Here is a 21,154-nt window from a genome sequence, read left to right as displayed (position 1 = left end):
AGGCGGCCCGCTGGGCGGTCAGCCCCGCCAGGAAGCGCTCCCGCCACTCCGGGCCCATGCCCGCGGCGGACTCGCGCCACAGCCCGGCGAAGGCCCGCTCCACCGGCCGCGGTCCCGGCTCGGCGCCCTCGGCCACCATGAGCACCCCGGCGTAGGCGCCGGACTCCTCGCGGAACCGGCGCGCCCAGGCCAGCCAGCGCGCGAACAGGGTGGCCGCACCGGTGTCGCACCGGGCGAAGGCCCGCCCGGCCACGCGGTGCAGGCCGCCGCCCGGTCGACCTCCAGGCCGGTCAGGCGGGACCACTCGATGAGCGCGGCCTCGATCCGGTGGACCGACGGATGCATGGGGCACGGCGCCGACATCGCCGCGAGCCGCTCGGTGAGCGGGGCCAGCAGCGCGGCCGTGCGGGGCGGGGTGCGGAGTTCGGTGCGCATCATCGTCTTCCCCCCGAAGCGGAACATCACGTCTTTTCCCGATCGCTCACTGTAGTGAGGCGGTCACGCGAATTCCGTGGAGGCGCGACGGGAAGAACGCAGGTGAATGCCCGGCGGAGGACCGAGGAGCACCGACGAGGACGGAGGCGGGCGGAGCGGCGCCGCGGACGGCCCCGATGCCGCACGCCACCGTGATTCCTCGTAACGTGTGCGAAACACGCAGCGGGCAGACTGGTAGGCGACCAGGAGTGTCGCACCACGTCGGCAGTGACTCCTCCGCTCCCTGAAGGGAGCGGCTTCTCGCTTTCCTCTGCTGAGGTAGGCGACGGACAAGCCCTGCCCGTTTCAAGCAAAAAGACTGTAACAGGGAAGCGATTCCCCTGCCGGTTGAACCCGGCAGCCCTCTCGCTAGATCTGATGGAGGAAAGCATTGGACCGCCAGCAGGAGTTCGTCCTCCGCACTCTCGAGGAGCGCGACATCCGGTTCATCCGGCTGTGGTTCACCGACGTGCTCGGGTTCCTCAAGTCGGTGGCCATCGCCCCGGCCGAGCTCGAAGGGGCCTTCGCCGAGGGCATCGGGTTCGACGGCTCGGCGATCGAGGGGTTCGCCCGGGTCTACGAGTCGGACATGCTGGCCAAGCCCGACCCCTCCACCTTCCAGATCCTGCCGTGGCGCAGCGAGAACCCGGCCGCGGCCCGGATGTTCTGCGACATCCTCATGCCGGACGGCTCCCCCTCGCACGCCGACCCGCGCTGGGTGCTCAAGCGGACCCTGGCCAAGGCCTCGGACATGGGCTTCAGCTTCTACACCCACCCCGAGGTCGAGTTCTTCCTGCTGAAGAACCGGCCCGAGCGCGGCATGCGCCCGGAGCCGATCGACGAGGGCGGCTACTTCGACCACACCCCGCACAGCTCCGGCCACGACTTCCGGCGCAACGCGATCATGATGCTGGAGTCGATGGGCATCTCGGTGGAGTTCAGCCACCACGAGGGCGCCCCCGGCCAGCAGGAGATCGACCTGCGCTACGCCGACGCGCTCACCACCGCGGACAACATCATGACCTTCCGGCTGGTGATGAAGGAGGTCGCGCTGGAGCAGGGCATCTGGGCGAGCTTCATGCCCAAGCCCTTCACCGAGCACCCCGGCTCCGGCATGCACACCCACATGTCGCTGTTCGAGGGCGACCGCAACGCCTTCTACGAGCCCGGCGCCGACTACCAGCTCTCCAAGATCGGCCGCTCCTTCATCGGCGGACTGCTCACCCACGCCGCGGAGATCACCGCGGTCTGCAACCAGTGGGTCAACTCCTACAAGCGGCTCTGGGGCGGGGCCGAGGCCATCGCCGGGCAGGGCGGCGAGGCCCCCAGCTACATCTCCTGGGGCCACAACAACCGCTCGGCCCTGGTACGGGTGCCGATGTACAAGCCGCACAAGAGCGGCTCCACCCGCATCGAGTTCCGCTCTCTCGACTCGGCCTGCAACCCCTACCTGGCCTTCGCGCTGATCCTCGCGGCAGGGCTGAAGGGCATCGAGGAGGGCTACGAGATGCCGCCGGGCGCCGAGGACGACGTCTGGGCGCTGACCAGTGCCGAGCGCCGGGCCCTGGGCATCGCGCCGCTCCCGCAGTCGCTGGACGAGGCCATCGCCGTCATGGAGCGCAGCGAACTGGTCGCCGAGACCCTCGGCGAGCACGTCTTCGACTACTTCCTGCGCAACAAGCGCGCCGAGTGGAACGACTACCGCCGCCAGGTCACCGAGTTCGAGCTGGGCCGCTACCTGCCGGTGCTCTGACCCGCGCCGCCGATGAGCCCTCCCCGGCGACCGGCCCCGGTCGCCGGCCGGCCATCCGGTGGCGGAGAGCGGCCGACGCCGGCCGGCGGGATCCCGTACGGGCGAACCCGCGGATGGCGTCGATCACCACGACCGCCGGGAGACGCGGATCCGCGATCCCGAACAATCGCGCAGTCCGGTGCGTCCAAGACAGCTGGGACACGTCACGGAGGTGCGCGGGTGGGGCGGACGGGGCTGGCGCCGGGGGATCCGGAGCGGCTGGGCGGCTACCGGCTGGCCGCGAGGCTCGGGGCCGGAGGCCGGGGGGTCGTCTACGAGGCCTACGACGAGGCGGGCGGCCGGGTCGCCGTCAAGGTGCTGCACGACGGCATGGCGGCCGACCCGGTGCTGCGGGCGCGCTTCGCCGGGGAGGTGAGCGCGGCGCAGCGGGTCGCCTCGTGCTGCACCGCACGGCTGATCGCGGTGGAGAAGGACGGGCCGGAGCCGTACATCGTCAGTGAGTACGTCGACGGCCCCAGCCTGCGTGACGCCGTGCGGACGGGCGGGGTGCTGACCGGGGACCGGTTGACCCGGCTCGCCGCCGCGATCGCGACCGCCCTGGCCGCCATCCACGAGGCCGGCGTCGTCCACCGCGACCTCAAGCCGGACGACGTGCTGCTCGGCCCCGACGGCCCCCGTGTCGTCGACTTCGGCATCGCCCGGACGAAGGTGACGTCGCTCATCTTCCCCGCCCGGGTGGTCGGCTCCCCGTCGTACACGGCCCCGGAGGTGCTGACCGCGGCCCGGGTCGGGCCCGCCGCCGACGTGTTCGCCTGGGGCGCGGTGGTGCTGTTCGCGGCGACGGGGCGCAGCCCGTTCGAGGCCGGCAGCGTGGGCGCGATCCTGCATCGGGTCCTCACCGGCGAGCCGTCGACGGACGTGCTGCCCGAGCCCCTGCGGTCGCTGGTCGCCGCCGCGCTGGACAAGGACCCCGAGGCCCGGCCCTCCTCACGTGACCTGCTGCTCGGTCTGCCGGTCCGGGGCTGAGGCGGCCCGTTCGACGGAGGAACCAGGGCGGCGGCCGCCGAGGCGGAGGCCTCAGGGGGCCTCCGGGGTGTCCTGCCGGAGGCGCTATGGGCGTTATGCGTGCATTCCATGAGGATTCGTCCCGTGGCGGGAGGGCAGTGTGCGCGCCGTGGACGGTCATGGAATCCTCGGGTGCGAAAATGCCTGCTGAGACGTGTGCTCCAGGGTGTTCCCAGCGGCGTCATACCTCCGTCGCGGATGACTCGCGGCGGTGTCGGCGACCCCTGGTTGGCTGTACACGCAACCACTTTGGTAAAATCGGTTGGTCCTTTTCCTGTTAAAACTTGAGACTTAATCGCCATATATGGCGACAGGGAGGTAAGGCATGACGACGGCTGCCGGTCTGCAGACCGTGGTGACCGTTCCGGCGCGTTTCCGCGGACCCGAGGGCACCGCGAACGGCGGATGGATCGCGGGCACGGTCTCCGAGGCGCTGAACGGCGCCCGGCACGACTCGGCCGTCGAGGTGACGCTGCACGCGCCCACCCCGCTGGAGACCCCGCTGGACCTGCGCCAGCTCGCCAACACCGCCACCCTCACCCGGGATGACGAGCTCCTCGTGGAGGCGATCGACGTCGCCGAGCCGCTCGAGGCCCCGGCGTTCGTGCCCTTCCCCGACGCGGCCCACGCCGAGCGCGGCTTCCCGGGCCTCGCCGGGCACGCCTTCCCCGGCTGCTTCGTCTGCGGCCTGCGCGCCCCCGGCGACGGTCTGCGGATCTTCCCCGGGCCGGTGGAGGGCACCGATCTGGTCGCGGCCGGCTGGCGCGTGCCGATGACCGTCACCGACGAGGACGGCATCGTCCCCGACGCGGTCATCTGGTCCGCGCTCGACTGCGCCACCGGCTGGACCCACTTCGCACCCGGCGAGTTCGCACTGCTCGGCCGCCTGACCGCACGGGTCCACCGCCGCGTCTACCCCGGCGGCGCCTACTCCGTGGTCGCCCGAGCCACCGGCCGCGAGGGCCGCAAGCTCTTCGGCGAGAGCGCGGTCTACGAGGTGGACGGCACCCTGGTGGCCGCCGCCAAGGCGACCTGGATCGCGCCGGCCTGAGCACCGCCGTACGGCAGGCCGTACGGAAAGACCCGTCCGCAGGCCGTACGGCGGACGGGGACGAGGAGGATGTCCGGGCGCGCCCGGGGACGCGGCACGGCCGGGTCCCCGGGCGCACCCGCCGGGCGGGGTTGTCGGCGGCGTGACAACTTCCGCCGCGCGAATCGCCCTCCGGCACGGAGAACCCGCCGCCCCGCCCCGCCCCGCCTCCGCGGCCCCGGCGGTCAGGCGATCCCGGCGGCGCGGCGTGTGCCTGCGACCCCCTGGTGCGAAGATGGGGGGACGTCAGCTGTGCCGTGACCGGAGACGAGGGAGGGGCGGTGGACACCGTGCCCCGGATCCAGACGACCGCCGGACGACTGGCCCGGCTCGGTTTCGTCGACGGGGCCAGGGCCGAGCGCCTCCTCGGCGAGCTGGGCCCCGAGGCGGCCGGGGACCTCGGCCTGCTGGACTCCCTGGTCGCCGCCGCCGATCCCGACCTGGCGCTCACCTCGCTCAACCGGCTGGCCGAGCGGGAGCCGGGCATCCTCGGAGAGCTCCGCGACGACCCCGGCCTGCGGGCCGGGCTGCTGCGCGTCTTCGGCGTCAGCGCCGCCCTGGGGGACCACGTCGTCCGGCACCCGGAGCACCGGCGGCTGCTCGAAGGCGAGCCGGCCGCGGCCCGGCCGTCCACCGGCGCACTCCGCGCCGGGCTGCTCTCGGCGGTCGGGGCCGACCCCGAGGAGGCCGAACCGCGCGCCGCAGGCTCCGGCACGGAGGTCCTGTCCGCGCTGCGCGTCGCCTACCGTGGCCGCCTGCTCCACCTGGCCGCGCGCGACCTGGCCGGGGAGATGACGCTCGCCGAGGTCACCGCCGAGCTGTCCGCCCTGGCCGGCGCCGCGCTGGAGGCGGGGCTCGCCGTGGCCCGCTCCCAGCACCCCGAGTGCGACGGGGTACGGCTGGCCGTCATCGGCATGGGCAAGTGCGGCGCCCGGGAGCTCAACTACATCAGCGACGTCGACGTGATCTTCGTTGCCGAGCCCGGCGAGGGGATGGACGAGACGGATGCCGTCCGGCTCGCCACCCGCCTGGCGCAGGGGATGATGCGCGCCTGCTCGACCGCCACCCCCGAAGGCTCCCTGTGGGAGGTGGACGCCGCGCTGCGCCCCGAGGGCAAGGCGGGACCGCTGGTGCGGACTCTGGCCAGCCACCGGGCCTACTACCGGCGCTGGGCCAAGACCTGGGAGTTCCAGGCGCTGCTGAAGGCCCGCCCGGTCGCGGGAGACCCGGAGCTCGGCGGCCGCTACGCCGACACCGTCGACGAGCTGGTCTGGCAGGCCGCCGCCCGGGAGGGGTTCGTCGAGGACGTGCAGGCGATGCGCCGCCGGGTGGAGGCCCACGTCCGCGCCGAGGAGGCCGAGCGGCAGATCAAGCTCGGCCCCGGCGGCCTGCGCGACATCGAGTTCGCCGTCCAGCTCCTCCAGCTCGTGCACGGCCGCTCCGACCCGCTGCTGCGCCGCCGCGCCACGCTCTCCGCGCTGGCGGCCCTGTCCCGGGGCGGCTACGTCGGACGGGAGGACGCCAGGGCGCTCGCCGAGGCGTACACGTTCCTGCGCCAGGTCGAGCACCTGCTCCAGCTCCACCGGCTCCGCCGTACGCACGTGGTGCCCGAGTCCGAGGCCGACCTGCGGCGGCTCGGGCGGGGGCTGGGCATGAGCGCCGACCCGGTGGGGGAGTTCACCACCCGGTGGAGGCGGCACGCGAACCAGGTCCGCCGCCTGCACGAGAAGCTGTTCTACCGGCCGCTGCTGGCGGCCGTGGCCCGGCTGCCCGAGTCCGAGGCGCGCCTGTCCGCCGCCGCCGCGCAGGCCCGGCTGGAGGCGCTCGGCTACACCGACCCCGCCGGGGCGCTGCGCCACATCAGCGCGCTGACCAGCGGGGTCTCCCGGAGGGCGGCGATCCAGCGGACGCTGCTGCCGGTCCTGCTCGGCTGGTTCGCCGACTCCCCCGACCCCGACGCGGGCCTGCTCGGTTTCCGCCAGATCTCCGACCGGCTGGGCACCACCCCGTGGTACCTCCGGCTGCTGCGCGACGAGACCGCGGTGGCCGAACGGCTGGCGCGGCTCCTGGGCACCAGCCGGTACGTCACCGGGCTGCTGCTGCACGCCCCCGAGGCCGTCGCGGTGCTCGGCTCCGACAGCCAGCTGGACCCCCGGCCCGCGCGGCGCTGCTGGCGGAGGCCCGGGCCACGGTCGGCCGCTACCCCGGGGACGCCGAGACCGGGTCGTCGCGGCGCGGCCCTGCGCCGCCGGGAGCTGCTGCGCACCGCGGTGGCGGACCTGGCCGGGCGCCTCGACGTCGAGCAGGTCGGGCAGGCGCTGTCGGCGCTCAACGACGTGACGGTCCAGGCAGCGCTGGACGCCGCGATCGGCAAGATCGAGATGGAGCGGCGGACCCCGCTGGGCACCAGGTTCGCGGTGATCGCCATGGGCCGCCTGGGCGGGCTGGAGTGCTCCTACGGCAGTGACGCCGACGTGATGTTCGTGCACGCGCCGCTGCCCGGCACGGCAGAGAAGGAGGCCGCGGACGCCGCCCACGCGGTGGCCAACGAGCTGCGCCGCCTGCTGGCGCTGCCCGCCCCCGACCCGCCGCTGCTCGTCGACGCCGGGCTGCGCCCCGAGGGCAAGGCCGGGCCGCTGGTCCGCACGCTGGCCTCCTACGCCGCCTACTACGCGCGCTGGTCGGCCCCGTGGGAGTCCCAGGCGCTGCTGCGGGCCCGCTTCTGCGCCGGGGACGCGGACCTGGGCGGGGAGTTCCTGGCGCTGGCCGACCCGCTGCGCTACCCGGCCGGCGGCGTGCCCGACGAGGCCGTACGGGAGATCCGCAGGCTGAAGGCGCGGATGGAGGCCGAGCGGCTGCCGCGCGGGGCCGACCCCGCCCTGCACACCAAGCTCGGCCGGGGCGGGCTCTCGGACGTGGAGTGGGTGGCCCAGCTCCTCCAGCTCCGCCACGCCGGGCGGCTGCCGTCGCTGCGGACCACCCGCACCCTGGAGGCGCTGCGCGCGGCGGTCGCCGAAGGGCTGCTGTCCGCCGAGGACGAGGCCGTGCTGGCCGAGGCCTGGCGGTTCGCCTCCCGCATCCGCGACGCGATCATGCTGGTCCGGGGCCGCGCCGCCGACTCCATCCCCGCGGATGTGCGTGAGCGCACGCTCCTGTCCCGGGCGCTCGGCTACCCGCCGGAAGCCAGCGAGGACTTCCTGGACGACTACCGCCGCGTCACCCGGCGGGCCCGCCAGGTCGTGGAGCGCGTCTTCTACGAGAGCTGATCGCCCCACCAGCGGCCGCCTCGGGAACCGGTCGTCGCGGGGACGGGTTTTTACCGGGATTGGAGAGTCTCCTTGCGCCGACCGTGCCATGCGTGTAGTAACGGTGCGGGTGATCTCTTGTGATATCGGTCTACGTCGACCTGGCCATCGGGCTGGTGCTGGCCTTCCTGCTGCTCTCGCTCCTGGTGAGCGGGGTAAACGAGGCCTTCGTCCGGCTGCTCGGGATCCGGAGCAAGTTCCTGTGGGCCTACCTCCGCGACACCATGGACGGAGGCTCCGCCGACGGGACGTCGTGGATCCCGTCCAAGATCGCTGACGTCTTCGCCAAGCTGCCCTTCTCCAAGAACGATCCGCGGCCCGCGCACAGCCCCGACCCCGCCCCCGCCGTGGTCGCGCCGATGCCCGTCGACCCCACCGCCGTGCTGGCGGCCGAGGAGCCCGCCCCCGACGTCGACATGACCGAGCGGCTCTACCGGCGGCTGCAGGAGATCGACCACCCCAAGGGGGCCCGGACCACCATCGCCGACATCCCGCCCGAGCGCTTCTCCGGCGCGGTCATGGAGCTGGTCTCCGCCGAGGAGGACGGGGTGGACGGCCTGCTGACCAAGCTGGAGGCCGTCGGCAGCCCGCTGGCCGGGCACCTCAAGGGCGTCTGGGAGGGCGCCCAGCGCGACCTGGGCAAGTTCCGCAAGGGCGTCGAGAACTGGTTCGACGGCGAGATGCAGCGCCTGTCCACGCTGTACCGCCGCTACGTCAAGTGGGTGGTGTTCGCGCTCGGGGCGGCGCTGACCCTGCTGCTGGGCATGGACGCGCTGGAGTACGGCAAGACGCTGCTGCGCGACAACGCCTACCGGGCCGCGGTGGCGGCCGTGGCGGAGGGCGGCCAGGAGGCGCTCGCCGGCCTGCGGGAGCGATGCGACCCCACGGTCTCGGCCGACGCCCTCGGCTGCGTGACCGAGTCCTTCAGCTCGCCGGCCCTCGTCAAGATCTTCGACCACTCCATCGTGAGCGTCTCCCTCCCGCCGGACGGCGGCGATCCGTCCTTCAACTGGAACGGCGCCGTCTGGTGGGACCGCCTCGTCACCCCCGGCCACTGGCCCGGCTACGTCCTCACCATGATCGCCCTGCTGTTCGGCGCCCCCTTCTGGTGGGACGTGCTGCGTCGCCTCACCGGCTTCCGGCACCGCTCGTAGCGGTGCCGCCCGGCACCAGGGAGTACGGCTAACGCAGGGCGGCGAGGACCCGGTCGACGTGCTCCAGCGGCCCGGGACCGACCGGGCGGAGCACCACGGTGTCGGCGCCGGCCTCCCACAGCGACCGCACGACGTCGGCCGCCTCCCCGGCGGAGCCCGCCGCCATCGGCACGTCCTCCGGTGCGACGCCCAGGAAACCCGCCTGCTCCGCCGCGGCGGGCCGTACGGCCTCACGGACCTGCCCCGGGTCGTCGCCGACGTACAGGTGGACGAAGACCACCAGCTCGTGGTCCTCCTTCCCGCCGCCCGCGGCGATCAGCTTGCGGGCCTCCCCGACCCGCTCGGGGCCGAACCCCTCGGGCAGGATCGTGCCCTGCGCCACCCGGCCGGACAGCTCCAGCGATCGGGGCCGCACCACCCCGGCCAGCACCGGCGGCGGCACGGCGGGCGGGTGCACCAGGCTCACCCCGTCGAGCCGTACGGCCCGGCCTTCGACGGTGACCGTCTCCCCGCGCAGGAGCGCCCGCACGGCCACGACGGTCTCCTCCAGCAGGGCCAGAGGCGACGGCGCGAGGGCGCCCACCCGGCGCATCCAGTCCTGGACGCCGTGCCCGATCCCGGCGGCCAGGCGGTGGGGGTGCAGGCGGGCCAGGTTGCCGAGCTCCATGGCCAGCAGGGCCGGATTGCGCAGCGGGGCGGGAGTGATCCCGATGCCGACGCGGAGCCGCTCGGTGACGGCGAGCGCGGTGGCCGCCGACGAGATCGACCCGGTCCAGCCCAGGTCCTCCACCACCCACAGGTCCTCGACCTCGGTGTCGTCCAGGCTGCGGGCGAAGGGGACGAGGAACTCGGGGGGAAGGTCGCGTTCGAACATCACGCCCAGGCGCATGTCTCTCCTCTGGGTCGGCCGGTGGTCAAAGGTGGCGGAAGTATCCGGCGAAGTCCTCGATCCGGGTGATGGGATCGGTGCGGACCTCGGTGCCGGTTCTCAGCGCATTGATCATCATGCCCTGGCCGAGGTAGATCCCGACATGGTGGGTCCGCACTCTGCGTCCGCTCACCTCGCCGTAGAAGACGAGATCGCCGGGGCGGGCCTGCGCGGCCGGGACCCTGGTGAGCCGCCGGAGGTGGTCGTCGGTGTTCCCGGGGCCCAGGACGTCCCGGCCGTAGGCCAGGTGGTAGACCCATCGGGCCAGGCCGGAGCAGTCGAGGCCGCGGGTCCTGGTGGCCGGGCACGGCCTGATCGATCCCCGGTAGCCCCGGCACGTCCCCAGGGAGGGGCCGGGCCGCTCGCCGTGACCTCCGCCCCAGGAGTAGGGGATCGGGCCGCCCTCCCAGCCCGGCCGGGCGTGCCCCGCCTGGATCGCGCGGGCGACGGCGACCAGCCGGTCCGGCGGGACGGGAGGCCGTACCGGGACCGAGGCGCTCGCGAACGGCAGGGGCACGGCGAGCATGACAGCGGCCGCCGGCCACCGGCGCCGCCTGGGAGCCCTCCCGGAGGCCTCGGTCATCCTGGCGAATCCTGTCCTATCGGGATAAGTCAAGATTCATTCTGTCGGACGGCCCGCCATTCCGCGCGAGCGCGCCGGCCGCGCGCCGTGGGGATCGGTGACCGGCGTGACTCAGTCGCAGTCGTCGATGTCGACGTCGATGTCGACCTTCTTCGTCTTCTTCGGCTTCGGCTTCCGGTCCGCCGAGAAACCGGCGGAGGCCTGGACGAACTGGACGGTCGCCGTGGTGCCGGCCGAGGCGGCGCACGCCTCGTCGTCCACGCTGCAGGCGACGAGCGAGGACAGGGCGATGACGATGACGCCGGCGGTGGTGGCGACGGTGCGGAACACGTTTTTCTCCTGGATGTGCGGTTCTGTGCCCTCAATGAATACCGATGACCGCTTGCAAAGCGCTGGGACACCACTTGCGTCCCGGGCGTCCCAGGTGGCGCGACCCCGGGTACGGCGCGCCGGGGGCGGCTTCGGGCGTCAGGGGGACGGCCAGTTCCCCAGGACGGCGTCGAGGGCGTCCAGGGTCCTGGACCAGGAGGCGTCCACCTCCCGGGGAGTGCGGCGGAACCCGCCCGCCATCTCCAGGCTGACGTAGCCGTGGAACGTGCTGTGCAGCATGCGCACCGCATCCGTCTGGTCGGGCTCCGGCAGGCGGTATCCGCGCAGTATCGCCCTCGTCATCTCCGCGTGCCGGATCGCCGGGCCGATGTCCAGCTCCTCCGAGTCGAGTTCGATCTGCATCGCGGCGTACCTGCCCGGGTGCTCTTTGGCGTAGTCCCGGTAGGCGTTCGCGAAGGCCACCAGCGCGTCCTTGCCCGCGCGCCGGACCGGCGAGGCCGGACGCCAGGGCGACTCGGTCGGGCAGTACCTCTGCACCGGCCTCGCCTGCTCGCTCTACACGCGGGGGAGGAAGCAGGCCGCGGGGGCGGGGTCGTCATCGAGGAGTCCCTCACCCCGGAGGAGAAGGCCGTCCGCACCCGGGCCAACCTGCACTCCTTCCTGGACAAGGTGACCGGATGACCGTACGGGGGAGCGGGCGGGCACGCCGGCTCACCGGGGCCGTCCCCGGGCGCGGGATGCGGAAAGCCCGCGGGAAGGTCGAAAACCTTCCCGCGGGCTCCCGGTTCCACGACTCGCGGCACGGCCCGCGCCGCTCCCGGCCGAACGGCCGTCGCGGGGCGACCGGTCAGACGTCGTAGTAGAGCTCGAACTCGTGCGGGTGCGGGCGCAGGCGGATCGGGTCGACCTCGTTCTCGCGCTTGTAGGAGATCCAGGTCTCGATCAGGTCCTGGGTGAAGACGCCGCCCTCCAGGAGGTACTCGTGGTCGGCCTCCAGTGCGGCCAGCACCTCCGGCAGCGAACCGGGTACCTGCGGGATGTTGCGGGCCTCCTCCGGCGGGAGCTCGTAGAGGTCCTTGTCGACCGGCTCGACCGGCTCGATCTTGTTGCGGATGCCGTCGATGCCGGCCATCAGCTGGGCGGCGAAGGCGAAGTACGGGTTGCAGGACGGGTCCGGCACGCGGAACTCGATGCGCTTGGCCTTCGGGTTGGAGCCCGTGATCGGGATGCGGATGCACGCCGAGCGGTTGCGCTGGGAGTAGACCAGGTTGACCGGGGCCTCGTAGCCGGGGACCAGCCGGTGGTAGGAGTTCACCGTCGGGTTGGTGAAGGCCAGCAGCGACGGGGCGTGCTTGAGCAGGCCGCCGATGTAGTAGCGGGCGGTGTCGGACAGGCCCGCGTAGCCGACCTCGTCGTAGAAGAGCGGCTCGCCGTCCTTCCAGAGCGACTGGTGGCAGTGCATGCCCGAGCCGTTGTCACCGAAGATCGGCTTGGGCATGAAGGTGACGGTGTGGCCGTGCTCCAGGGCCGTGCTCTTGACGATGTACTTGTACAGCATCAGGGTGTCGGCGGCCTTGAGCAGCGTGTTGAACCGGAAGTCGATCTCGGCCTGGCCGGCGGTGCCCACCTCGTGGTGCTGCATCTCCACGTCGATGCCCGCGTCGATGAGGCGGCGGACCATCTCCGAGCGCAGGTCGGTGAAGTGGTCCATCGGCGGCACCGGGAAGTAGCCGCCCTTGTAGCGCGGCTTGTAGCCGAGGTTGCCGCCCTCCTGGGCCTTGCCGGTGTTCCAGGCGCCCTCGATGGAGTCGATGTGGTAGTAGCTGGCGTGCGCGCTGGTCTCGAAGCGCACGTCGTCGAAGATGTAGAACTCCGCCTCGGGCCCGAAGTAGACCGTGTCGGCGATGCCCGTGCCGCGGAGGTACTCCTCGGCCTTGCGGGCCACGTTGCGCGGGTCGCGGCTGTAGGCCTCGCCCGTCAGCGGGTCGTGCACGAAGAAGTTGAGGTTGAGGGTCTTGTGCTGCCGGAAGGGGTCCAGCACCGCCGTCGACGGGTCGGGCAGCAGCAGCATGTCCGACTCGTGGATCGCCTGGAAGCCGCGGATCGACGATCCGTCGAACATCAGGCCGTCGGTGAAGACGCTGGAGCCGAAGTTCTCCGTGGGGAAGGTGAAGTGGTGCGTCGTCCCGGGCAGGTCGGTGAACCTGACATCGACGAACTGCACCCCTTCGTCCTTGATGAACTTCAGGACGTCGTCGGCGGAGTTGAACACGCGAACCTCCCAAGGGGCACGGGCTATCGGACCGAAAGTAGGCCCGTGCCGTTACCGCCCCGTGTCTCGATTGTTTCGCCCGTGTTAAGCGGAACCCTCTCCACGCTAACCTGGAGGGCTGGTGTCATCGAGTGGGAGCAACGCCTCTTTTGCCCGGTCTTCACCTCAGGCCCTGCGCGCGAGCCAGCACGCATCGCCGTCCTCGTCGTCTTTTCCGGCGCTGCCGTCGTCCAGGTCGTACGGGTCGATCGGGGCGCCGGTGGCCTTGGCGACCTCCTCGTCCTCGGGCGAGCCCTCGTAGAACGGGTGGACGAAGCCGTCGTCGGCGTCGCACCGGGCGCCCGTGACGCCGTCGGAGTTCCAGTTGCGGACCCAGACCACCAGTTCGCCGCCGTGCCGGTAGACGTCGACCTCCCCCACGTTGTGGGCGATGACCCGCATGGTGGTGTGCGGCTGGCCGGGGCGGCGGACGGCGTAGACGAACAGGTAGTTCACCTTGACGCGCGCGCCGGAGAACCCGTTCTCCTTGAAGGACGAGAGCTTCGTCCTCCCGTGGACTTTGATCACATCGGTGGCGAGCTCGGTGCTCTTCGGCGCGAAACTCGTCAGCCAGTACCTGGTGTTGAACTCGCCCTTCTTCGGCTTCCCGCGGGCGATGCCCTTGAGGAACCGCTTGCGCTCCTCGGGGTGGAGCAGCCTGGCGAACGGCTTGGGATCGCCCTCGATCAGGGTGCGGTGGTCGAGATTGGAGGCCTTGAGCAGGGCGCGGACCCGGTCCAGGGCCTTGGCGACGTCCTTCTTGCCGAGTCCGCCGACGGCCTTGGCGGGCGGCATCACCAGGCCCTTGGCACCGTCGGCGTAGTCGGCGGCCGGAGAGCCGTCGAAGGGGGAGGGCACCATCGGCTCCGCCTCCGGCGCCGTCGTCTCCTCCGGGACCGCGGTGGCGCCCTCCTCGAAGACGGGGAGCCGCTCGGCCAGGACGGTGCGCGCGGACTCCAGGAGCTCGGGGCGGTAGGTGACGAGCACCCCGGCGGCCGCCACCAGGACCGCGGTGACCGCGGCCGCGGACGCCGCGATGATCCGCCGCCGGCGGCGGCGCCTGAACCGGGGCAGGTGCGCCCACTCCCGCTCGACGGCCCGGCTCCGCTTCCGGCGCTCCTCCTCGTCGATCTGGGCGGTGAGCTCCTGGAAGCGCCGGTCGATGTCGTCCATGTCTGACACTGGGGGGTGCTCCGGCGGAAAGTGGTGAGTGAGAATGCTGGCGACCATAATGGACGCTTTTGTCGTGTCTGGGAAATCGGTCCGGTCGGGTTCGGGGGCGGACCCCGCGGCGGATACCGTTGAGGGCATGAGCAGCAGGCAGCAGCCCCGGTGGACCCAGACGTGGCTCGGCGGAGTCAGGTCCGCCGGAATCGACCTGGGCTACCCCGGAGAGCGGCTCGGACTGCCCGAGGAGGGCGGCGGCGCGGTCGCCGGATTCGGCCGCAGGCTCGGCGCCATCGTGATCGACTGGCTGATCTGCACCTGGGCCATCGCCCAGGGCTTCTTGGGCGTCGATCCCGTCAAGCAAGGATGGATCCCGCTCGCGATCTTCGCGGGCACGACCCTGCTCCTGGTGGGCACCACGGGCATGACCTTCGGCATGCGCCTGCTCGGTATCCGCGTCGCCGCGCTCGACGGCGGCCGTCCCGGCCCGGCGGCCGTCGCGATCCGCACGCTGCTGCTCTGCCTGGCCGTACCCGCGCTGATCTGGGACCGCGACCAGCGGGGCCTGCACGACCGCGCGGCGAACACGGTGGTCGTGCGGATCTGACCCGCGCGGCGCGTGGCCGCCGCGGGTGATCGGCGGCCCGCATGGCCCGTGAGCGGGAGCCGCGCCGGACCCTCAGCGCGGCCGGACGCAGGTGAAGATCGCGGTTCCGGGCAGGTGGCGGCCGCGCAGCGGGCTCCACCCGCCCCAGACCCGGTCGTGGCCCGGCGGCCACTCCGGCTCCGTCAGCGCCGACAGGACCAGCCCCGCCGCCGTGACGCAGCCGACCCAGTCGGCCATCGTCCGGTGGTGCTCCACGTAGCTCGGCTCCCCGTCGGGACCGACCTCCACGTACGGCGAGCGGTCGAAGTAGGAGCGGTCGGCGGTCAGCCCCCGGGGCCCGGGGTCATCGGGGAAGGCCCAGCGGACCGGATGGCTGACCGAGAAGACGAAACGGCCGCCGGGCCGCAGCACCCGCCGGGTCTCGGCGAGCACGGCCGTCGCGTCGGCCACGAACGGCAGCGCGCCGTACGCCGAGCAGGCCAGGTCGAACGACTCGTCGGCGAAGGGCAGCGCCTCGGCGTCGGCCTGCACCACCGGCAGAGCCCGGCCGCCGGGATCACCACTGGGATCACGGCCGGAGCCGCGGCCGGAGCCGCCGCCGGGAGCGCCCTCGGCGGCGTGGTCGAGGTCGATCCGGCGGGAGTGCTGGAGCTGGCGGAAGGACAGGTCGAAGGCGGCCACCCGGGCACCCTGCTCGGCCAGCCACCTCCCGCACTGGCCCGCGCCGCAGCCGATCTCCAGGACGTCCCGGCCCGCCACGTCGCCCAGCAGGCGGGCGTCGGCCTCGTCGAGGCCCTCCGGACACCAGACGAAGCCGGCGTCCCGCAGGAACGGGCCGTGCTCCGCCTGGTACTCGTCCGCGGCGCCGTCCCACCAGCCGCGGTTGGCCCGCGAGGTGGCGGCGGCGTCCACCGGACGGCGCTCGACCCCTTCCGGGGACATCAGCGCATCTTCGGGCGGGGCATCTTCGCGCCGCGCGGCAGCGGGCCCTTGGGCATCGGCAGCGTCTGGGGCAGCGCCTTGAGCCGGTTGTTGATCTCGTAGACCGCGGGCTTCTTGAGGTTGCGGGGCAGCTTCATCAGGTGCCGCTGGAGCTTGCCGATCGGGATCTGGCCCTCGCCGTCACCGGACTGGATGTCGTAGACCGGCACGTCGAGCGCGACCCGCTGGACCCGCTTCTTCTCGGCGACGAGCATCTTCTGCACCCGGTTGCCCGGTCCCTCGGAGACCAGGACGATGCCCGGGTAGCCGACGACGCGGTGCACGATGTCCTGGTCGCGGTTGACCGCGACGGCCGGGGTGACCTCCCAGTTGCCGCGCATGCCCTGCAGGACCGCCGCGGCGGCGCCGGGCTGGCCCTGGAGCATGGAGTACTGCGCCTTCTGGGCGAGCTGGCCGAACACGACCAGGCCGACGGTGAGGGCCAGCATCACGCCGATGACGTAGAGCGGCCACCAGCCCGTGACCAGGCCGATCACCACGCACAGGACGAGCGTGCCGAGCGCCGACGCGTAGACGATCGGCATACCCTTCGGGTTGGCCTGCTTGATGATCTTGGCGATCATGCGGAGCTGCTTGACGCGCCCCGGGGTCTCTGGGACTTCGGGCTTCTTGGCCATGCTCAGAAGGATACAAATCCCGGGGTCAAGAAATGAAAATGTGACCTTCCCGCGCCGCTCCGCGGAGGGTGTCCGGAAAGGGCCGCACAGGCGGGAAGAGTCGTGCGGGAGGGAAGACGGAAAGGGCCGCGCAGGCGGGATGGCGGGCGGTCGCCCAGGCCGGGGGGCAGGTGAACGCGGGCGGCGGAGATCTCGGTGGTGGCCTCGGCGGTGACCGCGGCGGTACGGCGGGCAGCGGAAAGGCCCCGCGCGGAACGCGGAGCCTTTCGGAGGGGGCGGCCGGAGCCTTCGGGGAAGCGGGCCGTCAGGCGTTCTGGCGGGCCTCGACGGCCTGCTTGTAGAGGCGGCCGGCCCGGTAGGAGGAGCGCACCAGCGGCCCGGACATGACCCCGGCGAAGCCGATGGCCTCGGCGTCCTTGGCGAACTGCACGAACTCCTCGGGCTTGACCCAGCGCTCCACGGGGTGGTGGCGCGGGGTGGGCCGGAGGTACTGGGTGACGGTGAGCAGGTCGCAGCCGGCCTCGTGCAGGTCGCGCATGGCCTCCAGCACCTCCTCCGGCTCCTCGCCCATGCCCAGGATCAGGTTGGACTTGGTCACCAGCCCGGCCCGGCGGGCCTTGGTGATCACTTCCAGGGAGCGCTCGTAGCGGAAGCCGGGGCGGATGCGCTTGAAGATCCGCGGCACGGTCTCGATGTTGTGCGCGAACACCTCGGGCCGGGCGGAGAAGACCTCCTCCAGCTGCCCCTGGTCGCCGTTGAAGTCGGGGACCAGCAGCTCGACGCCGCAGCCGGGCAGCAGCGCGTGGATCTGCCGGGCGGTCTCGGCGTACAGCCAGGCGCCACCGTCAGGCAGGTCGTCGCGGGCGACACCGGTCACGGTCGCGTAGTTGAGGCCCATCTGGCGGACCGACTCGGCGACGCGGCGCGGCTCGTCGGTGTCGTACTCCTTGGGCTTGCCGGTGTCGATCTGGCAGAAGTCGCACCGCCGGGTGCACTGGTCGCCGCCGATGAGGAAGGTCGCCTCGCGGTCCTCCCAGCACTCCGAGATGTTGGGACATCCGGCTTCCTGGCAGACGGTGTGCAGACCCTCGCGTTTGACCAGCGCCCGCAGCTCGGTGTGGTTGGGCCCGGTCCGGAACCGGGTCTTGATCCACTCGGGCTTCTTCTCGATGGGGGTCTCGGCGTTGCGAACCTCCAGGCGGAGGAGCTTTCGGCCTTCTGGAGCTACGGTCACGCCTCTCACCTTACGTCCCCCCGCGCCGGGAAGCGGACCCGGGGCCGCAGGGGCGGCCGGCGGACCGCCGCGGCGACGGCACGGGAACGGCAGGGGGCCGCCGGAGAGAGCCGCTCCCCGCGGGGAAACCGCCCGCCGCCCGCCCCTACCGCCGGAAGAGGTCCTCCTCGGGCAGGTCGCGGATCTCCGCGCCGAGCGCCTCGGCCAGGCGCTTCTCGGCGTACGGCACGACGTCGTCGACCACGATCCGGCGGCCCGTCTCGGCCGACAGCGAGGAGACGCCGGCGTCGCTGAACCCGCAGGGCACGATCCGGTTGTACCAGCTGGGGTCGTTGGAGCAGTTGAGCGCGTAGCCGTGCATCGTGACACCGCCCGCCACCCGGATGCCGACCGCGCCGATCTGCCGGTCGGGCAGTCCGTGGGAGGGATCGCCGGAGACCCAGACGCCGCTGCGCCCGGAGACCCGGCCGGCCTGCACCCCGAAGTCGGCGCAGACCTTGATGAGCGACTCCTCCAGCAGGCCGATGTAGGTGACCACGTCCAGGCGCTCGTGCAGCCGGACGATCGGATAGCAGACGAGCTGGCCCGGGCCGTGCCAGGTGATCCGGCCCCCGCGGTCGACGTCGATGACGGGCGTGCCGTCGCCGGGCCGCTCGTGCGGGGCGGTGCGCCGCCCCGCGGTGTAGACCGGGGCGTGCTCGAGCATCAGGCAGGTGTCGGGCGCCTCCCCGGCCACCCGCCGGGCGTGGATCCGCCGCTGGAGATCCCAGGCCTGCTCGTAGGGGAAATCAACGCCGAGACGGACGACTGCCAGCTCACTCACAGGTTCAAGAGTAGTTGACCGGTCCGACATCAGGACGTGAGGAGGCGGGGCTCGATGCGGAACTCCTTGACCCCGTCCGCGCCGTCGTGCTCGACCCGGTAGGCGCAGGCGCCCTGCCGTACGCTGACGGCCTGGATGAACTCGGTGCCGACGTAGTGGAGCCCGACGCCCTCGTCGGCGGCGTAGCCGTCGGGCAGCTCGCCGGAGGCCACCGACGCGTGCAGCAGCTCGCGCCGCTGCGGGTCGGAGTCGTAGTGCACGCCGCAGGAGTAGGGCAGCAGCGCCAGGCCGTCGGACCAGGGCCGCAGGGCGGGGCCGAAGGAGTCGGTGTTGCCGCCGACGTGCCAGCAGAGCGCGCCCGCGCTCTGCCCGGACAGCACCACGCCCGCCTTCCAGGCCTCCTCGAAGGCCTCGTCCAGGCCGTGCAGCCGCCACAGCGCCGCCAGGTTGGCCACGCTGCCGCCGCTGACGTAGATCATGTCCTGGCTCAGGATCCACTCGCGCGGGTCCTCGACGTTGGGCATCGGGAACACCGTCAGGTGGCTGAGCTCGACGTCCCACTCGCGGAACGCCCCGTACATCTTCAGCAGCCACTCCGCGTCGTCGCCCGTCGCGGTGGCCAGCAGGCCCAGCCGGGGCCGGTCCTGCCCGGTCAGGTCGAGGCCGTAGCGCAGGAGCCCGCTCGCCTCGATGAAGCCGTAGCGGGCGGAGGGGCGGAACGAGCCGCCGCCGATGGCGAGGATGTGCGACTGGCCGGATCTGCTCATGATGTCGATCTCCCCGGTGACTCCAGTGGGAACAGGGACCCTAGAGTACGGCGGAGAGTGCCTCGTTGAGGCGGATATGCCGGAACGCGTAGCCCGAGTCGAGCAGCCGCCGGGGGAGCACCCGCTGCCCGGTCAGCACGCCCTCCTGCGCGAACCCGCCGAGCGCGGCGCGCAGCACGGGGGCGGGGACGGGCAGCGGCATCGCCGGCCGGTGCAGCGCCCGCGCCAGCGCGGAGGTGAACTCGGCGTTGGTCACCGGCTCCGGCGCGGTCAGGTTCACCGGCCCCTCGAGGGCCCGCTCGCCCATGACGTGCCGTACGGCGTGCACCCAGTCGTCCACGGAGATCCACGACCAGTACTGCCGCCCGGAGCCGAGCGGCGCGCCCAGGCCGAGCTTGAAGATCGGCAGGACGCGGCGGAGCATGCCGCCCTCGCCGCTGAGCACCAGCCCGGTCCGGAGCGCCGCCGTCCTGATCCCCGCGGCGGCGGCGGGCTCGGCCTCGGACTCCCAGGCCCGGACCACCTCGGCGAGGAAGCCCTCGCCGGAGGGGGCCGACTCGTCCACCTCCCGGTCGCCGGTGTCGCCGTAGTAGCCGATCGCGGACCCCGACAGCAGCACCGCGGGCGGGGCCGAGAGCCTGGTCAGCGCCGTCACCAGCGTGCGGGTGCCCTCCACCCGGCTGCGCAGGACCTCGCGCTTGTGCTCCTCGGTCCAGCGGCGGTCGCCGATCCCCGCCCCGGCGAGGTGGACCACCGCCTCGGCCCCCTCCAGGGCCGCCGGGTCGATGAGGCCCTTGCCCGGGTTCCAGAACGACTCGTCGGCGCTCTGCGGCGCCCGCCGTACCAGCCGGACCACCCGGACGCCGTCGGCCCGCAGAGACCTGATCAGCGCCGAGCCGAGCAATCCGGAGGAACCCGTCACGATGGTCGTCATGCGGCCAATCTAACCGGCCGTTCCCGGGATCTCCCGGAGGCGGGTCCCGGAGGCGCCGCGGGGCGCCCCCCGGGCGCCGGGACGGAGACGCGGGCCCGCCGGGGCGCCGGGACCGGTGGAGAGCGACCGGGAAAAGGGGCCGGGAAAGGGACCGGGCCGGTCCGCGGAAGGCGGACCGGCCCGGAGGTGAGAACGGGGAGGCTAGGCGTTGAGGCCCAGCTGGTTCTCGAAGCGGCCCTCCTCGAGACGGCGCTTGACCGTCGTCAGGAAGCGGGCCGCGTCGGCGCCGTCGACCAGGCGGTGGTCGTAGCTGAGCGCGAGGTAGACCATCGAGCGGACGGCGATGACCTCGCCGTCGGGGGTGTCCACCACGACCGGGCGCTTGACGACCGAGCCGGTGCCCAGCATGCCGACCTGCGGCTGGTTGAGGATCGGGGTGTCGAACAGCGCGCCGCGGCTGCCGGTGTTGGTCAGCGTGAACGTGCCGCCGGTGATCTCGTCCGGGCTCACCTTGTTGGTGCGGGTGCGCTCGGCCAGGTCGGCGATCTTACGGGCCAGACCGGCGATGTTGAGGTCGCCGGCGTTCTTGATCACCGGGACGAGCAGGCCGCGCTCGGTGTCCGTCGCGAAGCCGAGGTGCTCGACGTCGAAGTAGGTGACCTCGTTGGTCTCGCTGTTGATCGTGGCGTTCAGCTTGGGGTGCTGCTTGAGCGCCTCGATCGTCGCCAGGGCGAAGAACGGCATGAAGGAGAGCTTGACGCCCTCACGGCGCTGGAACTCGCCCTTGGCCCGGTCGCGCAGGCGCGCGATCTTCGTGACGTCGACCTCGACCACCGTGGTGAGCTGCGCCGAGACCTGCAGCGACTCGACCATGCGCTTGGCGATGGTCTGACGCAGACGGGACATCTTCTCGGTGCGGCCGCGCAGGGTCGTGTCCACCGCGACCGGCTCGGGAGCCGGGGCGGCGGCCGGGGCCTGGGCCTGGGCGGCGGCCTGCGGGGCGGGCGCGG

20 protein-coding genes and 2 pseudogenes are annotated in these 21,154 nt (G+C 72.6%); 8 read left to right on the top strand and 14 right to left on the bottom strand.

The annotated features are described in order from the left end of the window. A pseudogene (locus ACWJ6R_RS10195) lies at positions 1-253 on the bottom strand (terpene synthase family protein); the annotation flags it as partial. A 54-nt stretch (positions 254-307) separates the two neighbouring features. Between ACWJ6R_RS10195 and ACWJ6R_RS10190 the strand changes: the two are divergent. The 6 genes from ACWJ6R_RS10190 to ACWJ6R_RS10165 all read left to right on the top strand — a co-directional run bounded on the left by ACWJ6R_RS10190 (position 308) and on the right by ACWJ6R_RS10165 (position 8,841). Then, complete coding sequence (locus tag ACWJ6R_RS10190; RefSeq protein WP_449061973.1) at positions 308-490, top strand: hypothetical protein; 183 nt, start codon at positions 308-310, stop codon at positions 488-490. Positions 491-865: 375 nt separating this feature from the next. Then, positions 866-2,227, top strand: a complete 1,362-nt coding sequence (glnA, locus tag ACWJ6R_RS10185; RefSeq protein WP_449061972.1) for a type I glutamate--ammonia ligase — start codon at positions 866-868, stop codon at positions 2,225-2,227. A gap of 219 nt (positions 2,228-2,446) precedes the next feature. Continuing rightward, positions 2,447-3,253, top strand: coding sequence for a serine/threonine-protein kinase (locus ACWJ6R_RS10180; RefSeq protein WP_449061971.1), 807 nt, complete (start codon positions 2,447-2,449; stop codon positions 3,251-3,253). Positions 3,254-3,617: 364 nt separating this feature from the next. Beyond that, positions 3,618-4,343, top strand: a complete 726-nt coding sequence (locus ACWJ6R_RS10175) for a hypothetical protein (protein ID WP_449061970.1) — start codon at positions 3,618-3,620, stop codon at positions 4,341-4,343. Between the two features lie 320 nt (positions 4,344-4,663). Next, positions 4,664-7,648: a bifunctional [glutamine synthetase] adenylyltransferase/[glutamine synthetase]-adenylyl-L-tyrosine phosphorylase gene (locus ACWJ6R_RS10170; RefSeq protein WP_449061969.1), complete on the top strand. Its 2,985-nt coding sequence runs from the start codon at positions 4,664-4,666 to the stop codon at positions 7,646-7,648. A 119-nt stretch (positions 7,649-7,767) separates the two neighbouring features. Beyond that, positions 7,768-8,841 carry a hypothetical protein gene (locus ACWJ6R_RS10165; protein ID WP_449061968.1) on the top strand — a complete coding sequence of 358 codons (1,074 nt, stop codon included), beginning with the start codon at positions 7,768-7,770 and terminating at the stop codon, positions 8,839-8,841. A 28-nt stretch (positions 8,842-8,869) separates the two neighbouring features. On the opposite strand, the gene ACWJ6R_RS10160 is transcribed toward ACWJ6R_RS10165, so the two are convergent. From ACWJ6R_RS10160 to ACWJ6R_RS10145, 4 genes and pseudogenes are all read right to left on the bottom strand, one after another. Further along, the gene (locus ACWJ6R_RS10160) at positions 8,870-9,730 is read right to left on the bottom strand and encodes an LLM class flavin-dependent oxidoreductase (protein ID WP_449061967.1); all 861 of its coding nucleotides are present in this window, start codon (positions 9,728-9,730) and stop codon (positions 8,870-8,872) included. A 25-nt stretch (positions 9,731-9,755) separates the two neighbouring features. After that, positions 9,756-10,295, bottom strand: a complete 540-nt coding sequence (locus tag ACWJ6R_RS10155; protein WP_449061966.1) for a C40 family peptidase — start codon at positions 10,293-10,295, stop codon at positions 9,756-9,758. Positions 10,296-10,463: 168 nt separating this feature from the next. Continuing rightward, on the bottom strand, positions 10,464-10,682 hold the full coding sequence (locus tag ACWJ6R_RS10150; protein ID WP_449061965.1) for a hypothetical protein: 219 nt from the start codon (positions 10,680-10,682) through the stop codon (positions 10,464-10,466). A gap of 138 nt (positions 10,683-10,820) precedes the next feature. After that, a pseudogene (locus ACWJ6R_RS10145) lies at positions 10,821-11,165 on the bottom strand (TetR-like C-terminal domain-containing protein); the annotation flags it as partial. Here ACWJ6R_RS10145 and ACWJ6R_RS10140 point away from each other — a divergent pair. Next, positions 11,155-11,355, top strand: coding sequence for an FBP domain-containing protein (locus ACWJ6R_RS10140; protein ID WP_449061964.1), 201 nt, complete (start codon positions 11,155-11,157; stop codon positions 11,353-11,355). The pseudogene ACWJ6R_RS10145 and the gene ACWJ6R_RS10140 overlap by 11 nt on opposite strands. Positions 11,356-11,529: 174 nt before the next feature. On the opposite strand, the gene glnA (ACWJ6R_RS10135) is transcribed toward ACWJ6R_RS10140, so the two are convergent. Both glnA (ACWJ6R_RS10135) and ACWJ6R_RS10130 read right to left on the bottom strand, forming a co-directional pair. After that, the gene (gene glnA / locus ACWJ6R_RS10135; protein WP_189234784.1) at positions 11,530-12,954 is read right to left on the bottom strand and encodes a type I glutamate--ammonia ligase; all 1,425 of its coding nucleotides are present in this window, start codon (positions 12,952-12,954) and stop codon (positions 11,530-11,532) included. Positions 12,955-13,119: 165 nt separating this feature from the next. Beyond that, entirely contained in the window at positions 13,120-14,166 is a 1,047-nt protein-coding gene (locus ACWJ6R_RS10130; RefSeq protein WP_449061963.1) for a hypothetical protein, read from the bottom strand. Positions 14,167-14,302: 136 nt separating this feature from the next. Between ACWJ6R_RS10130 and ACWJ6R_RS10125 the strand changes: the two genes are divergently transcribed. Further along, positions 14,303-14,767, top strand: a complete 465-nt coding sequence (locus ACWJ6R_RS10125) for an RDD family protein (protein WP_449061962.1) — start codon at positions 14,303-14,305, stop codon at positions 14,765-14,767. A gap of 72 nt (positions 14,768-14,839) precedes the next feature. On the opposite strand, the gene ACWJ6R_RS10120 is transcribed toward ACWJ6R_RS10125, so the two are convergent. From ACWJ6R_RS10120 to sucB, 7 genes are all read right to left on the bottom strand, one after another. After that, a complete protein-coding gene (locus tag ACWJ6R_RS10120) occupies positions 14,840-15,709 on the bottom strand; it encodes a class I SAM-dependent methyltransferase (RefSeq protein WP_449061961.1) in 870 nt (289 codons plus the stop codon). After that, complete coding sequence (locus ACWJ6R_RS10115) at positions 15,709-16,386, bottom strand: DUF4191 domain-containing protein (RefSeq protein WP_449061960.1); 678 nt, start codon at positions 16,384-16,386, stop codon at positions 15,709-15,711. The genes ACWJ6R_RS10120 and ACWJ6R_RS10115 overlap by 1 nt, the downstream gene beginning before the upstream one ends. Positions 16,387-16,690: 304 nt before the next feature. Continuing rightward, positions 16,691-17,620, bottom strand: coding sequence for a lipoyl synthase (gene lipA, locus ACWJ6R_RS10110; RefSeq protein WP_449061959.1), 930 nt, complete (start codon positions 17,618-17,620; stop codon positions 16,691-16,693). 145 nt (positions 17,621-17,765) lie between these two features. Next, complete coding sequence (gene lipB, locus ACWJ6R_RS10105) at positions 17,766-18,443, bottom strand: lipoyl(octanoyl) transferase LipB (RefSeq protein ID WP_449061958.1); 678 nt, start codon at positions 18,441-18,443, stop codon at positions 17,766-17,768. Between the two features lie 29 nt (positions 18,444-18,472). Next, positions 18,473-19,210 (bottom strand): Type 1 glutamine amidotransferase-like domain-containing protein, encoded by a 738-nt coding sequence (locus ACWJ6R_RS10100; protein ID WP_449061957.1) that lies wholly within the window; start codon positions 19,208-19,210, stop codon positions 18,473-18,475. 40 nt (positions 19,211-19,250) lie between these two features. Then, positions 19,251-20,144: a TIGR01777 family oxidoreductase gene (locus tag ACWJ6R_RS10095; RefSeq protein ID WP_449061956.1), complete on the bottom strand. Its 894-nt coding sequence runs from the start codon at positions 20,142-20,144 to the stop codon at positions 19,251-19,253. A gap of 201 nt (positions 20,145-20,345) precedes the next feature. Beyond that, a partial coding sequence (gene sucB / locus ACWJ6R_RS10090) for a 2-oxoglutarate dehydrogenase, E2 component, dihydrolipoamide succinyltransferase (protein WP_449061955.1) occupies positions 20,346-21,154 on the bottom strand: 809 nt, incomplete at its 5' end.

This window comes from Planomonospora algeriensis (assembly GCF_977012225.1).
This window is presented reverse-complemented; position numbering and strand designations above follow the sequence as displayed.

Bases quoted from the DNA above. Each gene is read 5' to 3' on its own strand.
- ACWJ6R_RS10130 (WP_449061963.1), bottom strand. From the start codon at position 14,166: ATGGACGACATCGACCGGCGCTTCCAGGAGCTCACCGCCCAGATCGAC.
- ACWJ6R_RS10120 (WP_449061961.1), bottom strand. From the start codon at position 15,709: ATGTCCCCGGAAGGGGTCGAGCGCCGTCCGGTGGACGCCGCCGCCACC.
- ACWJ6R_RS10100 (WP_449061957.1), bottom strand. From the start codon at position 19,210: ATGAGCAGATCCGGCCAGTCGCACATCCTCGCCATCGGCGGCGGCTCG.
- ACWJ6R_RS10125 (WP_449061962.1), top strand. From the start codon at position 14,303: ATGAGCAGCAGGCAGCAGCCCCGGTGGACCCAGACGTGGCTCGGCGGA.
- ACWJ6R_RS10190 (WP_449061973.1), top strand. From the start codon at position 308: ATGAGCGCGGCCTCGATCCGGTGGACCGACGGATGCATGGGGCACGGC.
- ACWJ6R_RS10115 (WP_449061960.1), bottom strand. From the start codon at position 16,386: ATGGCCAAGAAGCCCGAAGTCCCAGAGACCCCGGGGCGCGTCAAGCAG.
- ACWJ6R_RS10175 (WP_449061970.1), top strand. From the start codon at position 3,618: ATGACGACGGCTGCCGGTCTGCAGACCGTGGTGACCGTTCCGGCGCGT.
- ACWJ6R_RS10160 (WP_449061967.1), bottom strand. From the start codon at position 9,730: ATGCGCCTGGGCGTGATGTTCGAACGCGACCTTCCCCCCGAGTTCCTC.
- ACWJ6R_RS10095 (WP_449061956.1), bottom strand. From the start codon at position 20,144: ATGACGACCATCGTGACGGGTTCCTCCGGATTGCTCGGCTCGGCGCTG.
- ACWJ6R_RS10155 (WP_449061966.1), bottom strand. From the start codon at position 10,295: ATGCTCGCCGTGCCCCTGCCGTTCGCGAGCGCCTCGGTCCCGGTACGG.